This is a genomic window from Rahnella sp. BIGb0603, from assembly GCF_024808755.1.
GTDB classification, from domain to species: Bacteria; Pseudomonadota; Gammaproteobacteria; order Enterobacterales; family Enterobacteriaceae; genus Rahnella; species Rahnella contaminans.
Genome location: NZ_JANUEX010000002.1, coordinates 469,278 through 483,062 on the forward strand (window position 1 = coordinate 469,278; position 13,785 = coordinate 483,062).

Consider the following 13,785-nt stretch of genomic DNA (forward strand, 5'->3'; position numbering starts at 1 on the left):
GTGAGAAAATAATGAAATCGGAAAATAAAATACGCGAAGATATTTGCTTTGCGGGGGAATCCCTTTTTCAAAGAGGCTATACCGTCGGTTCTTCCGGTAATATCAGCGCCCGCCTGGACGACGGCTGGCTGATTACGCCGACCGACGCCTGTCTGGGCAATCTGGATCCGGCAAAAATAGCCAAAGTGAATCTTCAGGGCGAATGGATCAATGGCGAAAAACCGTCGAAAACCCTGAAACTGCATCAGGGTATTTATCAGAATAACCCGGACGCGCAGTGTGTAACGCATACGCATTCCACCTATCTGGTATTGCTGACGCTGCGCGGCGTCTGGTCTCCGGAGGCCATATTGCCGCCCATCACACCGTATCAGGTGATGAAAGTGGGGAAAATCCCGCTGATTAATTATCACCGCCCCGGCGCGCAGGAGGTGGCTGAACGCGTTGCGACGCTGGCAAATCATGTGAAAGGGGTGATGCTGGAACGGCTCGGGCCGGTAGTCTGGGGACATTCCGTGGCACACGCCAGCTATATTCTCGAAGAACTGGAAGAAACCGCCAAATTATGGCTAAAGTCAGAAAGAAAAGTCATTGCGCTGCCGGATGAGGCAATTAACGAGTTGTGCGCCCTGTTCGGCTGCCACTGGTAATAATAATAATTTATCTCTTACCCTTACTCTATTACAGGTAAATAAAATGACCGCATATGAAATCATGCCGCGGGTGGCCTATTTAATCGCCGTATCCATGCTGGGGTGGTATACAACACGGAAGTTTAAAGTTAACTCGCAGGATATTGCCAAATTACTGATTTATATTTTCTCACCGATAGTCTGTTTTGTACTTATCCTGAACTCACCGGCGAACATTAATTACGCCATGTATTCGGTAGTGTTTTATGTTGTCTCCTGTATCGCCGCTTTTCTGGCGTATCTGGTCGGGCGTTTATTATGGAAAGACAACCGCGCGAATTTATTCGGCGCAGCAGGCGGACAAGGTAACGTCGGTTATTTTGTCTTACCACTGGCCATTGGCTTGCTCGGCGGTACACCGGACGGCGCCGCAGCTATCAGCATCGTGGTTTTCGCCAAAGTCGCCTCGAGTATTTATGAATTTACGGCCGCGTATTACATCACCGCGCGTGGCCGGTACTCCATTAAAAACAGCCTGATCATGGTATTGAAAATGCCGACACTGCACGCGGCCATTCTTGCCCTGATTTTGAAATACTTCCACTTTGAACTGCCGGACGTAATTAAAAGCAGCGTCGACGGATTTGTCGGCGGTTACTCCACGCTGGGCATGATGATTATCGGTATGTCACTGGCACGCTTCGATAAATTAATTCCCGACTGGAAATTCGCCATCGCCTCGATTCTGTGGAAACAAGGGTTGTACGCGGTGGTCATCATCGCGATATTCCGCTTGTTTAATCTGAATCACTATGAATATGTGGTGATGGTCATGCTGGCCTGTAATCCGCTCGCTGCCAACATCGCCGCCGTCGCGTCAGCGCTGGACGTTCACCCTGAGAAAGCCGCCTTCGCCATCATGCTGAGCACGATCCTGGCAGTGGTCACCGTGCCACTCACCATCTGGCTGGCCATGTAGTTGTGATTATCAAGATTACGATTATTAACGCTGTACCTGAAGTTCATCACTTTTATCTGAAACCAGGAGTCACGCATGTCTTCTTCAAAAAACCTTACGCTGCACAGCGCGTTAGTTGTCCGCTCGCCGTTTGACGCCACGCTGCTCGACATATACCGCCAGTCACACGGCGACATTGATATCACCTGGACGCCAACCACGGTGTTAATGAAAAACATTGCCAGCGGGCTAACCGGCGACGTAGTCATTGTGACCGATCAGGCGATGGATGAGCTGATCGAACTTGGCGTAGTGGACGCCGCCAGCCGTAAACCGCTGATCGTCTCGCGCATCGGTTTCGCGGTAAAACAGGGCGACACCCGACCAGACGTTTCCACCCCAGAAGCGCTGAAGAAAACCTTGCTGGAAACACGTTCGGTTTGTTATTCCATCGGCGGCGCAAGCGGCATTCATTTTAAAACCGTGCTCACCCGTCTGGGCATTGAGGCAGAAGTGGACGCCAAAGCCAGCCCGATCCCGGAAGGATTTACGGCAGAAAAACTGATCACCGGCGAAGCCAGTCTGGCGGTTCAGCAAATCAGCGAACTGCTGGTGGTGTCAGGCATTGAAATCGCTGGTCGTCTGCCGGAGGAACTGCAAAAAGTGACGTCGTTTTCCATTGCGCTGTTCAACGCCTCCCCGCTAAAAAACGAAGGTGCCGCGCTGATTGACATTGTCACTGCGGAAGCCTCAAAAGAGGCCTACGCCCGTTTCGGCCTTGATTGCCGGTTTTAACCCCTGAGCCACAGGAGAAGAACATGCCTAAAACGATTGTCCTGCTGCACGCCACGCCGGTGGCAATGCAGCCCGTCAGCGTCGCAATGGCGGAATTATGGCCCGACGCCATCCCGGTAAATCTGCTCGATGACGGGTTGTCCATTGAGCGGGCCAAAAATGTTGAGCTGACACCGGCACTCACCGAACGTTTTATCCGCTTCGGGCAATACGCCAGTGATACCGGCGCAGACGGCATTCTGGCGACCTGCTCCGCGTTTGGCGAAGCTCTGGAAAAACTTGCTGACCAGCTCACCATTCCTGTGCTGAAACCCAATGAAGCCATGTTTTTAGCCGCACTCGATGCAGGAAGCCGCGTGGGTATGATCGCCACTTTCCGCCCTGCTATCGCCGGAATGGAAAAAGAGTTCAGCGACATGGCCGCGCGTCTGGGTAAAACGGTCTCACTGAAGACGGTATGCGCCGAAGGTGCGATTGAAGCGCTGCGTGCCGGTGACGATGAAACTCACCACCGGCTGGTGGCGGAATATGCGCAGCAGCTGACTGGCTGCGACGCCATCATGCTGGCGCATTTCTCCACCTCGCGTGCGCTGAAAGCCGTGCAGGCCGTCACCTGCGTGCCGGTTCTGGCGGCTCCGCAGGCGGCGGTCAGTGAGATGAAAAAGCGCGTTTTGCATAATGAAGGAAAGACATCATGTTGATGGGTGTGATTGCCGATGACTTCACCGGCGCCAGCGATATTGGCGTGACGCTGGCGAAAGGCCTGGCGGGCGAAGGCGGCATGAAAACGGCGCTGTACATGGGCACGCCGGGAAATGCGGCGTTGCCGGACATTGAGGCCGGTGTGATTGCGCTGAAAAGCCGTTCGCTGCCCGCCGCCGAAGCCGTCGCACAATCGCTGGCAGCCTGCGAATGGCTGTTGGCGCAAGGTTGTTGTCAGATTGTCTTCAAATATTGCTCGACGTTTGATTCCACGCCCGCCGGGAATATTGGCCCGGTGGCGGAAGCGCTGGCGAACCGGCTTGGCGCACGCGGCGTGGTGGTGTGTCCGGCGTTTCCCGATATGGGGCGGACATTGTATCAGGGGCATTTGTTTGTCGGCTCCAGCCCGCTCAATGAATCTGGCATGGAACATCACCCGCTGACGCCGATGACCGACCCGGATATCCGCCGCGTGCTGGCCGCGCAGTCTGAAAATCCGCCGGGATTTATTTCTTGGCAACAGGTTCAGTCGGGCAGCGCGTCAGTGCGCGATGCGCTTTTGGCGCAGGCGGAAGAAGGCCGCTGCCTGGTGGTGACCGACAGCATCACGAACGCCGATCTGATCACCCTCGGCGCGGCCTGCGATGAAGCACGGCTGATTACCGGCGGTTCGGCTATCGCGCAGGGGTTGCCGCATAATTTCATTGCCCGGGGCGACGCGCAGGGCAATGTGCCACAGCGCGTCGGCGTGCAAGGAAAAGGCGCAATTCTGGTGGGAAGTTGTTCGCGGATGACGTTGCGCCAGATTGCCCGGCACGCCGCCGGTCATGCCGTTTTGCAGATTGACGCGGAAGACTTGCTTCTGGGAAAAGTATCCCGTGAAACACTGCTGGATTTCATTGAACAAAACCAGCACCGCGCACCGCTGATTACGACCTCGGGCGACGTATCCAGCGTGTCAGTTTTACAGGAACGTTATGGCCGCGAAAAAGTGGCGAACGCCATCGAAGATTTCTTTGCCACACTGGCGGTTGCTCTGGCAGACGCGGGCGTAAAACGACTTGTCGTCGGCGGCGGCGAAACCTCCGGCGCGGTGGTGAAAGGCTTGCAACTCGGTTCGGTGGTGATTGGCGCAGAAATCAGCACCGGCGTTCCGGCACTGCTGGCCATGCGCAATGCACAACCCATGGCGCTGGCGTTGAAATCAGGCAACTTTGGCAGCGAAGACTTCTTCAACCGCGCGTTTCAGACACTGGCTCCGTAAGGGGCCGTTTCCTCCATACCTTTCCACCCTCACCATTTAGATCAGAAAATCAGGGCAAAGCACTACCCTTTTTTAATGTCCGGATGCTGGCTCAGCCACTGACTACGGTACTGCGAAGGCGAACGCGCAGTACTTTTACGGAACACGCGGCAAAAATAATTGCTGTCGACAAATCCGCAACTGCTCGCCACTTCTTTGATCTTCAGTTCATAGCCTTTCAGCAGCAGTTTTGCCCGTTCCAGCCGGACATGGTTAAGGTATTCGCTGAAGCCGGTATCGCCGGATTTTCGGAAAAGATGTGAGAGGTAGTTCGGCGTGATATGGAAACGCTTTGCCACGTTTTCGCGGGTCAGCGGCAGCGAGGCGTTTTCCTCGATATATTTTTTCATCACTTCAAACAACGCGCCACTGCGGGTCAGAATTTGTGTGCGGTTCGCCAGCTGTTCCTGACAATGGCTCAGCAAACCGGCGACCACGCAGCGGGCGGTTTGCTGGTCATCCGGGTTTGAAACGATTTCATTCATGGCCTGCAATAAAAACGAGCCGACCCGCGGCCCCAGCCGGGCGACGCTTTGTTTGTCCGTTTCGGAAAACCGGTTGCCGTCCCAGGATTGCAGGCTGAAACCGAGCTTTTCTTTGCTGAACAATATGCTCAGCAGCACGGCGGGCGCGCTCCACTGGGTGAGATTCCATTTTCCTCCAGGGATATACAGCGCGTCGCCCTCTTTGAGCAAGCCCTTTTCAGCCGGAAGACTGCGGTCATGAACGTGGCCTCTGACCACAAATTCGATGCGCGGGAAGCTGACCAGCAACGCCAGTTCGGGCATGGGTTGTGTGTTATCCGGAAAGCGCACCGCCTGCGCTTCACTGCCACAAAACGATCGGAAAAGAGTGTCTATCACAACGGGCAGCATGGCGTTCTCTCAGTTTTTCAATTGCATTGAATCTTGCCATCAAGGTCAAGACCTTGGGTTGCCACGCAAACTGGCCCCAGGTCTTGACCGGTGTGGCATTTACAACACATCCAGCAACCATTTTTGCGCCGGTGTCAGGCGGCTGGCGGTTTCCGGTTTAAGCCATTTGCGCTGATCCTGCTGCTGCGCATCTTCGCGGTCAATGTACAAACTGTGCAGCACGCGCCGGCGTGTGCCGACGGTATTGTTGGTGCCGCCGTGCCAGGCGTGCGCGTCATAAATCATCACGCTTCCGGCCGGAGCTTCGAAAACCACTTCATCAGGATGTGGTAATCCGACGTCCGCCAGAACATCTTCCGGCAGTTCAGGCCGGTGATGCGTCCCCGGAATAATTCGCGGTGCGCCGTTTGCCGCACTGAGATCATCAATCGCCCAGATGGAGTTCACCAGATGCACTTTGGGGAAATCCGGACGAGGTTTTTTCCAGTCCGCATGCAGCGGCTGATGTCCGCCACGGTGCAGCGCTTCGCGGCCATTGAGGCTCGACACCTTAAACGCGCCGCGGAAAATGTGGCGGCAAACGGACAGGATCAGCGGATGCGACCACACTTTTTCCCAGACCGTGCCTTTGTTAATCATGTTCGCAATACGCGTCGCGGTGGCTTCCTGATGATGCTCAACGGCCAGATTGTCACCCTCTTTTTCCACCAGCGCATCGAAGGTCACGCGCATATCTTCCAGCCAGTCTTTGTCGATCACGTTATGAATAATAACGTAACCCTTAGTTTCCAGCTCAGCGGTCTGTTCTGCGGTAAGCGACTGCGTTGCGCCGAGGGCGTCCAGGTATTGCTCAGATGAATTTATCATTTCCCACCTCTTCAGTTAACGTTTATGCAACACAAAAGTACGGCATTTTTTATAGGAATAAACGATGCAAATCCTACAAAGAGCTGGATATTTGTGTGATTCAAAGAGGAATGTGATGCGGGTGGCAAAGCTTACGACACCCGCTGCGCTTTCAGCCTTTCCTGTAAGAAATCGAGAAACACGCGGGTGACTTCGCTGCGCTGGCGATGCTGCGGATAGAGCGCATGCAGGCTGAGCGAGCCGGGCTGGAAGGCATCAAGGATGGGTACCAGCGAGCCGTTTTCGAGCGCCGGACCGACGATAAATTCAGGCAGCAATACAATGCCCAGCCCGGAAATGGCGGCGTCGCGCAGCACTTCGCCGTTGTTGCTCAGCACCGGCCCGCGCACGTCGAAAATCCGCAGTTTGCCGTGGCGCTCCAGCTCCCAGCCGTTTTGCCCTTCGCGGCCATAACGCAGGCAATCGTGCCGGAGTAAATCGTCCGGCGTTTCCGGCGTGCCGCGCCGCTCAAGATAACCGGGGCTGCAACAGATAACGCGTTTAAGCTGCCCCAGACGGCGCGCCACCAGCGAAGAATCCGCCAGATTGCCAATACGGATGGCAATATCAAAGCCTTCGCCCACCAGATCGACATACCTGTCCACCAGTTCCACCTGAAACTGAATCTCCGGATTTTGCTGCAAAAACTCCGCAATCAGCGGTGAGAGATGGCTGATGCCAAATGACATCGGAATACTGATGCGGTATGAGCCCTGCAACGCCTGGCGTTTAGGTGAAACCGCCCTTTCGGCTTCTTCGATATCATCGAGAATACGCTGCGCATGTTGTGCAAAAAGCTGGCCGGATTCGGTCACCGACAGTTTGCGCGTATTGCGGTTGAGCAACCTGACGCTCAGCGAAGCTTCCAGCGCGGCCATCCGGCGGCTGACGTATTGTTTAGAAAGCAGCAGTTGTTCGGCCGCTGCGGTGAAATTCCCGGCTTTCACTACCGCCACAAAAATACGGAGATCTTCAATCTGCATGTCAGTTTCGCCCTGAGGAATACAACCTGTTATTGTCAACCAAAATGCGACAGTGATAGTCATTCTACCTCATTGTTGAGCAAATTGGTTTACGTGTATTCTCTGTTCATCGGAAGCGCAAACGCACTTTCCCCCTGACAACACTGAGGAGTACACCATGATCGAACAACGTCTCTCTGAACAACGCGGCTTAGGTGACCACGGCTGGTTGCATTCCCGTCACACATTTTCTTTCGCCAATTACTGGGATCCAAAACAGGTCGGTTTCTCAGACCTGCTGGTGATTAACGATGATCAGGTCGCACCGGGTCGCGGCTTCGGGGCACACCCGCACAGCAACATGGAAATCATCTCCTATGTGCTCGAAGGCGCGCTGGAACATAAAGATTCCATGGGCACCGGTTCAGTGATTGTCCCCGGCGATGTTCAGCTGATGAGCGCAGGCAGTGGCGTGACGCACAGTGAGTTTAACCACTCCGGTGAAGAAAACGTGCATTTCCTGCAAATCTGGATTGTGCCGTCAGAAAATGGCACCCAACCGGGATACCAGCAGGTGTCCGTCGCGGAAGCGGAAAAACGCGGGAAATTCCGCCTGATTGTTTCATCATCGGGTACCGACGGTTCGCTGACCGTGCGTCAGGACATGAAAATCTACGCCGGTTTCTTCGACGGTGCAGAACAGGCGACGATTGCCCTCGATGCGGATCGCTATGCTTATATCCACGTTGCCCGCGGCAGCATCAAGGTGAACGGTGTCGAATTCAGAACCGGCGATGGCGCGCGTATCCGCAATGAAGATAGCGTCACCTTTACCGACGGCGACCAGGCGGAAGTGTTGCTGTTTGATTTGCGTCCGGTTGAAGTGAATCATCCGTCACGCTGATACGGCGTAATGCCTGAGTAAAGTACGCAAAAGCCTAAGCCTGTGATCATCCTGAAAAGGAAGGTCGCAGGCTTTTTTTGGGCATCGGGTAGTGTTCTGACGATGTATTCACCTGCGCTATAATTGCGATGCAATACGTAATATATTAAGATGAATATAACGATATGTATGACACATATGGAATATTTCTCAGGAGAGAACATGAAGAAGTCACTGTTTGTTGTGGCAGCCGCCATCACTATCAGCGCATGTAGCAGCCAGACCGGCGTGAAGCAAACTGATTTGCAGCATCATCGTTTTGAGTTGCTGAGTGTGGATGGTCAGACGGTTCCGGCCGCACAGGGCCGTATTCCGGAAATTGAGTTCGGCTCAAACCTGCATGTTTCCGGCCAGATGTGTAACCGCTTTATGGGTCAGGGCAATCTGGAAAATAACGTGCTGACGGTGAAAGGTCTGGCCTCAACCATGATGCTGTGTCCGGACGAGAACCTGAACAAATGGGATCACGTGATCAGCGACGTGCTGAACAACGGCGCGGCCGTTTCCCTGAATGAGAACAAGATGGTCCTGAAACAGGGTAAACATACGCTGGTTTACCGCCTGAAAGACCGGATGTAATCATGAAAAAGCCAGACACACGTCTGGCTATTTTAACCCGCAGTACAACGCCCTTGCATCAACGCGGCTTCAGAGCACTGACGACCATTCGCCATTGAGCACATGCCGACGCGGCTGCCATCGAGCTGTGGCGCTAATCTGAGTTGCCCGCCCGCCATTGAACAGGCTGCATAGGCCGGGCTGTCCATATTGACGGTACGCTGACCGACATTCACGCTGTTGCCTTTTTGGGGAACGTCAGCCGAATCGTCGTGGCTGCTGCATGCGGCTAACACCAGCACACCGGCGGCCAGTAACACGCGAAACGCAGTGATCATCTGTCCTGCTCCTGAATGATTTTGGGTAATGCGGGGAATTTTTTCGAATCGCCATCATATCCGAGGTTTTTCACCTGCGTCGAGCCTGTTGGCGAAATAACATCAACTTTTTCCTAAAATAATTCCAAAATTAAACACTCCGACACATTTTATTTCGTCTGGTTATTTCTTTGACTCATAAAATAGAGAGTGATTAACCGCTTTTCCTCCTGAATTAGAACGGGAAATATAACGATAAAGGAGCAATACATGCTGACAGATTTCTTACTGCGGATCGCCCTGGCCGGTGCTTTGGGCGGATTGATCGGCATCGAACGTCAATTACGCGCCAAAGAAGCCGGCTTACGTACTCATATTCTGGTGGGGATTGGCAGCGCCATGTTTATGATTGTGTCGAAATACGGCTTCGCCGATATTCTGATGCAAACGCACGTCAGTTTTGACCCCAGCCGCGTGGCAGCGCAGGTGGTCAGCGGGATGGGCTTTCTCGGGGCCGGGACCATCATTATCCAGAAGCAAATTGTTAAGGGATTAACCACCGCCGCCGGATTATGGGTCACTGCCGCCATCGGTCTGGTGATTGGTAGCGGTCTGTATGAGATCGGGATATATGGCGCTTTTATGACCTTAATTGTGCTGGAAGTTTTTCGCCAGATCAGCAATCACTGGGTCGGTCATCACCATTTAATCGAAATACGTTTATTGCCGGAAAGTGTGCCTGCGGTTTTAGTCGCATTACAGAAGATGCGTATTCGCCCCGGCCATATCAAAATCAATCAGCGCGATGAAGATGAAAGCAAATGTGAACTGATTCTGGACGTTATCCTGCGGCCTAAACAAAGTGTCGACAAACTTTATGAAGCACTGATGTCGGTGAAAGGAATAAAACGCATCGATATTAATTAAACGCCGTTCACCGCGCGAATTTCCCTATTTCGCCGCTGACTCTCCGGTTATTCCTTTCAGCGGCTACGACTATTCCTGAAACCGCCCCGCTGCTCATAACCCTCTAAAAAACAAGGCTAAAAACCCCTGCACACAATCAGGATAAATTGATTAATCCCCCCTCTGCTAAGCTTTTATAATTATTGCCGGTGAAAATTACTGTTTTCCGGCCTTTTTGTGAGCAAAGCAAAGGGTATTCCATGATCACCACTGACGGTAATAACGCAGTCGCTTCCGTGGCTTATCGCACCAACGAAGTCATTGCCATCTACCCGATCACTCCCAGTTCTACCATGGCCGAAATTGCCGGTGCCTGGTCTGGCGAAGGGAAGAAAAATTTGTGGGGCGATGTCCCGACGGTAATGGAAATGCAGTCTGAGGCCGGTGCGATTTCCACCGTCCACGGCGCATTACAAACCGGCGCGCTGTCGACCTCTTTCACCTCGTCGCAGGGTCTGTTGCTGATGATCCCGGTGTTGTACAAACTGGCCGGTCAGCTGACGCCGTTTGTCCTGCACGTTGCGGCGCGTACCGTTGCGACGCACGCGTTGTCTATTTTCGGCGATCATTCCGACGTTATGGCCGTGCGCCAGACCGGTTGCGCCCTGCTCTCTGCCGCCAGCGTACAGGAAGCGCAGGATTTCGCGCTGATTGCCCAGGTCGCCAGCCTGAACAGCCGCGTGCCATTTATCCATTTCTTCGACGGTTTCCGGACCTCACATGAAATCAATAAAATCGCGCCGCTGAGCGACGACACGCTCCAGCAGATGCTGCCGCAGGCGCAGATTGACGCACACCGCGCCCGCGCCTTGTCACCGGTTCATCCGGTGATCCGCGGCACGTCCGCCAACCCTGACACTTATTTCCAGTCACGCGAAGCCACCAATCCGTATTACAACGCCACTTGCCAGCACGTGATCGACGCCATGAATGCGTTCGCCGCCCTCACCGGCCGCGAATATAAGCCGTTCGAATACGTCGGCGATCCGCAGGCAGAACGCGTGATCGTGCTGATGGGTTCCGGGATCGGCACCGCCGAAGAAGTCATCGAAACCCTGAATGCGCGCGGTGAGAAGGTTGGCGTGCTGAAAGTGCGTTTATACCGTCCGTTCAGCGCTGAACATTTGCTGGCCGTGCTGCCGCAATCCGTGAAAAGCATTGCCGTGCTGGACCGCACCAAAGAGCCGGGAGCGCTGGCTGAACCGCTTTATCTCGATATCATGACCGCGCTGGCTGAGGCCTATAACAGCGGCGAGCGCGATTCGCTGCCGAAAGTGATCGGCGGCCGTTACGGATTATCGTCAAAAGAATTCGGGCCGGACTGCGTACTGTCAGTGTTCCGCGAGCTGGCGCTCAGCAAACCGCGTCCGCGCTTCACCGTCGGCATTTATGACGACGTCACAGGGCTTTCCCTGCCGGTGGTTGAAGAAGAGTTGCCTGAGCGCGCCTCACTCGAAGCCCTGTTCTACGGGCTGGGCAGCGACGGTTCTGTATCGGCGACCAAAAACAACATCAAGATCATCGGTAACAGCACGCCGATGTATGCGCAGGGTTATTTCGTCTACGACTCCAAAAAGGCCGGTGGCCTGACGGTTTCACATCTGCGCGTCAGTGAAAAGCCGATCAAATCCGCGTATCTGGTCAGTCAGGCGCATTTCGTTGCCTGCCACCAGTGGCAGTTTATCGACCTGTATCAGATGGCAGAACGTCTGCGTCATGGCGGGATTTTCCTGCTTAACACACCGTTCAGCGCCGATGAAGTCTGGGCGCGGTTACCGCTGGAAGTGCAGGCGACGCTGATTCAGCGCGAAGCCCGTTTCTACGTAATTAACGCGGCGAAAATTGCCCGCGAGTGCAAACTCGGCGCGCGCATTAACACCGTCATGCAGATGGCGTTCTTCCACCTGACGCAAATCCTGCCGGGTGACGAAGCGCTGAAAGAATTGCAGGGCGCGATTGCCCGCAGTTACAGCAGCAAAGGCGAAGACGTGGTCACGCGCAACTGGATGGCGCTGGCCGCCACGCTGGAAGAACTGGTTGCCGTGCCGTTGCAGGCCATTCCGGAAAATCCGCGCAAACGTCCGCCCATTGTTTCCGACGCTGCACCGGATTTCGTCAAAACCGTCACCGCCACCATGCTGGCCGGGCTTGGCGACGCCCTGCCGGTTTCTGCCTTCCCGCCGGATGGCACCTGGCCGACCGGTACCACGCAGTGGGAAAAACGTAACATTGCTGAAGAAGTGCCGATCTGGAAGCCGGATCTGTGTACGCAGTGTAACCACTGCGTCGCCGCCTGCCCGCACTCGGCCATTCGCGCCAAAGTGGTTCAGCCGGACGCCATGGAAAACGCCCCTGCCGCGCTGCAATCGCTGGACGTTAAATCCCGTGACATGCGCGGCCAGAAATACGTATTGCAGGTCGCGCCCGAAGACTGCACCGGGTGTAATTTGTGCGTGGAAGTCTGCCCGGCGAAAGACCGTCAGGATCCGTCCATTAAAGCCATTAACATGGCTGACCGCATTGAGCACCTGGAACAAGAACGCGCCAACTATGACTTCTTCCTCAGGCTGCCGGAAATCGATAAAACTACGCTGGAACGCATTGATATCCGCACCTCGCAGCTGATTACGCCGCTGTTTGAGTATTCCGGAGCCTGTTCCGGTTGTGGCGAAACGCCTTACATCAAACTGCTGACGCAGCTGTACGGCGACCGTTTGCTGATTGCCAACGCCACCGGCTGTTCGTCCATTTACGGCGGTAATTTACCGTCAACACCTTACACCACCAACGCCGAGGGCCGCGGTCCGGCGTGGGCGAACTCACTGTTTGAAGACAACGCCGAGTTCGGGCTGGGCTTCCGTCTGACGGTCGATCAGCATCGCCGCCGCGTGCTGCGTCTGGTGGAATCGCTGGAACCGCATATTCCGGCCGATGTGCTGGGCGGCCTTCGCGATGAAACGTCCACGCCGGAAGTTAAACGCGGCCACGTCACCGCGCTGCGTAAAATTCTGGCCGACATTGATACACCAGACGCGCGTCAGCTGGCGACCGACGCGGATTATCTGGTGGATAAATCCATCTGGCTGATCGGCGGCGACGGCTGGGCGTATGACATCGGTTTCGGCGGGCTGGATCATGTCCTGAGCCTGACGGAAAACGTCAACGTGCTGGTACTCGATACCCAGTGTTATTCCAACACCGGCGGACAGCAGTCGAAAGCCACGCCGCTGGGTGCGGTCACGAAATTCGCCGAACAGGGCAAGCGCAAATCCCGTAAAGATCTGGGTGTGAGCATGATGATGTACGGTCATGTGTATGTGGCGCAAATCTCCCTCGGCGCGCAGCTCAACCAGACGGTGAAGGCGATTCAGGAAGCCGAAGCTTATCCGGGGCCGTCGCTTGTCATCGCGTACAGCCCGTGCGAAGAGCACGGCTACGATCTGGCGCTCAGCCATGATCAGATGAAACAGCTGACCACCACCGGTTTCTGGCCGCTGTACCGGTTTGATCCGCGTCGCGTGGAAGAAGGCAAACCGGCGCTGGCACTCGATTCAAGGCCGCCTTCCAGCGGGCTGACCGATACGCTCAATAATGAGCAGCGGTTCAGAAGGCTGAATGCGCAACAACCGGAAGTGGCGGCGCAGTTGTATGCCGCGGCGGAGAAGGAATTGCAGCAGAAATATGACTTTTTGGCGATGCTCGCGGGGAAGAAGAGCGAGTCTGAGTCGTAAGTTTTGGGTCTTTAAAATCAAGGTCGTGGGCGCCAGCCCACACCGACTTGGGAGTGCGGCGACAGGTGCTCCTTGAGGCCGGTTTGGGTGGCAACCCAAGGTCTTGATTTATGAGATGCGATCACTGCAATTGAAAA

General features: G+C 54.8%; 13 protein-coding genes. 9 read left to right on the forward strand and 4 right to left on the reverse strand.

Translation table 11 applies throughout. The features are described 5' to 3' along the window. Positions 1-11: 11 nt before the first annotated feature. The 5 genes from M2403_RS07175 (at position 12) to otnK (ending at position 4,351) form a co-directional block, all read left to right on the forward strand. A complete protein-coding gene (locus M2403_RS07175; RefSeq protein WP_208952480.1) occupies positions 12-650 on the forward strand; it encodes an aldolase in 639 nt (212 codons plus the stop codon). A gap of 46 nt (positions 651-696) precedes the next feature. Next, positions 697-1,611, forward strand: a complete 915-nt coding sequence (locus tag M2403_RS07180; protein WP_208952481.1) for an AEC family transporter — start codon at positions 697-699, stop codon at positions 1,609-1,611. A gap of 75 nt (positions 1,612-1,686) precedes the next feature. Next, positions 1,687-2,385, forward strand: coding sequence for a substrate-binding domain-containing protein (locus tag M2403_RS07185; RefSeq protein WP_208952482.1), 699 nt, complete (start codon positions 1,687-1,689; stop codon positions 2,383-2,385). Positions 2,386-2,408: 23 nt separating this feature from the next. Continuing rightward, complete coding sequence (locus M2403_RS07190; RefSeq protein WP_259228829.1) at positions 2,409-3,086, forward strand: aspartate/glutamate racemase family protein; 678 nt, start codon at positions 2,409-2,411, stop codon at positions 3,084-3,086. Then, a complete protein-coding gene (gene otnK / locus M2403_RS07195; RefSeq protein ID WP_259228830.1) occupies positions 3,080-4,351 on the forward strand; it encodes a 3-oxo-tetronate kinase in 1,272 nt (423 codons plus the stop codon). The genes M2403_RS07190 and otnK overlap by 7 nt, the downstream gene beginning before the upstream one ends. Before the next feature lie 62 nt (positions 4,352-4,413). Here the strand turns inward: otnK and M2403_RS07200 are convergent, their stop codons facing one another. The 3 genes from M2403_RS07200 to M2403_RS07210 form a co-directional block, all read right to left on the reverse strand. After that, positions 4,414-5,265 (reverse strand): AraC family transcriptional regulator, encoded by an 852-nt coding sequence (locus M2403_RS07200; RefSeq protein ID WP_165057731.1) that lies wholly within the window; start codon positions 5,263-5,265, stop codon positions 4,414-4,416. 99 nt (positions 5,266-5,364) lie between these two features. Continuing rightward, on the reverse strand, positions 5,365-6,132 hold the full coding sequence (locus M2403_RS07205; RefSeq protein WP_165057732.1) for a phytanoyl-CoA dioxygenase family protein: 768 nt from the start codon (positions 6,130-6,132) through the stop codon (positions 5,365-5,367). A 131-nt stretch (positions 6,133-6,263) separates the two neighbouring features. Then, positions 6,264-7,154 (reverse strand): LysR family transcriptional regulator, encoded by an 891-nt coding sequence (locus M2403_RS07210; protein WP_208952487.1) that lies wholly within the window; start codon positions 7,152-7,154, stop codon positions 6,264-6,266. 157 nt (positions 7,155-7,311) lie between these two features. Between M2403_RS07210 and M2403_RS07215 the strand changes: the two genes are divergently transcribed. Beyond that, positions 7,312-8,037, forward strand: coding sequence for a pirin family protein (locus M2403_RS07215; protein ID WP_208952485.1), 726 nt, complete (start codon positions 7,312-7,314; stop codon positions 8,035-8,037). 201 nt (positions 8,038-8,238) lie between these two features. Next, positions 8,239-8,655 (forward strand): heat shock protein HslJ, encoded by a 417-nt coding sequence (gene hslJ / locus M2403_RS07220; RefSeq protein WP_259228831.1) that lies wholly within the window; start codon positions 8,239-8,241, stop codon positions 8,653-8,655. 32 nt (positions 8,656-8,687) lie between these two features. Here the strand turns inward: hslJ and M2403_RS07225 are convergent, their stop codons facing one another. Then, the gene (locus M2403_RS07225; protein WP_152327127.1) at positions 8,688-8,972 is read right to left on the reverse strand and encodes a DUF333 domain-containing protein; all 285 of its coding nucleotides are present in this window, start codon (positions 8,970-8,972) and stop codon (positions 8,688-8,690) included. 249 nt (positions 8,973-9,221) lie between these two features. Between M2403_RS07225 and M2403_RS07230 the strand changes: the two genes are divergently transcribed. Continuing rightward, entirely contained in the window at positions 9,222-9,878 is a 657-nt protein-coding gene (locus M2403_RS07230) for an MgtC/SapB family protein (RefSeq protein WP_152327126.1), read from the forward strand. Between the two features lie 239 nt (positions 9,879-10,117). Then, positions 10,118-13,648 carry a pyruvate:ferredoxin (flavodoxin) oxidoreductase gene (gene nifJ, locus M2403_RS07235; protein ID WP_259228832.1) on the forward strand — a complete coding sequence of 1,177 codons (3,531 nt, stop codon included), beginning with the start codon at positions 10,118-10,120 and terminating at the stop codon, positions 13,646-13,648. Positions 13,649-13,785: the final 137 nt, after the last annotated feature.

Coding starts and splice junctions, on each gene's coding strand:
- hslJ (WP_259228831.1), top strand. CDS start 8,239: ATGAAGAAGTCACTGTTTGTTGTGGCAGCCGCCATCACTATCAGCGCA.
- M2403_RS07230 (WP_152327126.1), top strand. CDS start 9,222: ATGCTGACAGATTTCTTACTGCGGATCGCCCTGGCCGGTGCTTTGGGC.
- M2403_RS07175 (WP_208952480.1), top strand. CDS start 12: ATGAAATCGGAAAATAAAATACGCGAAGATATTTGCTTTGCGGGGGAA.
- M2403_RS07225 (WP_152327127.1), bottom strand. CDS start 8,972: ATGATCACTGCGTTTCGCGTGTTACTGGCCGCCGGTGTGCTGGTGTTA.
- M2403_RS07200 (WP_165057731.1), bottom strand. CDS start 5,265: ATGCTGCCCGTTGTGATAGACACTCTTTTCCGATCGTTTTGTGGCAGT.
- M2403_RS07190 (WP_259228829.1), top strand. CDS start 2,409: ATGCCTAAAACGATTGTCCTGCTGCACGCCACGCCGGTGGCAATGCAG.
- M2403_RS07185 (WP_208952482.1), top strand. CDS start 1,687: ATGTCTTCTTCAAAAAACCTTACGCTGCACAGCGCGTTAGTTGTCCGC.
- M2403_RS07205 (WP_165057732.1), bottom strand. CDS start 6,132: ATGATAAATTCATCTGAGCAATACCTGGACGCCCTCGGCGCAACGCAG.
- M2403_RS07210 (WP_208952487.1), bottom strand. CDS start 7,154: ATGCAGATTGAAGATCTCCGTATTTTTGTGGCGGTAGTGAAAGCCGGG.
- otnK (WP_259228830.1), top strand. CDS start 3,080: ATGTTGATGGGTGTGATTGCCGATGACTTCACCGGCGCCAGCGATATT.
- nifJ (WP_259228832.1), top strand. CDS start 10,118: ATGATCACCACTGACGGTAATAACGCAGTCGCTTCCGTGGCTTATCGC.
- M2403_RS07215 (WP_208952485.1), top strand. CDS start 7,312: ATGATCGAACAACGTCTCTCTGAACAACGCGGCTTAGGTGACCACGGC.
- M2403_RS07180 (WP_208952481.1), top strand. CDS start 697: ATGACCGCATATGAAATCATGCCGCGGGTGGCCTATTTAATCGCCGTA.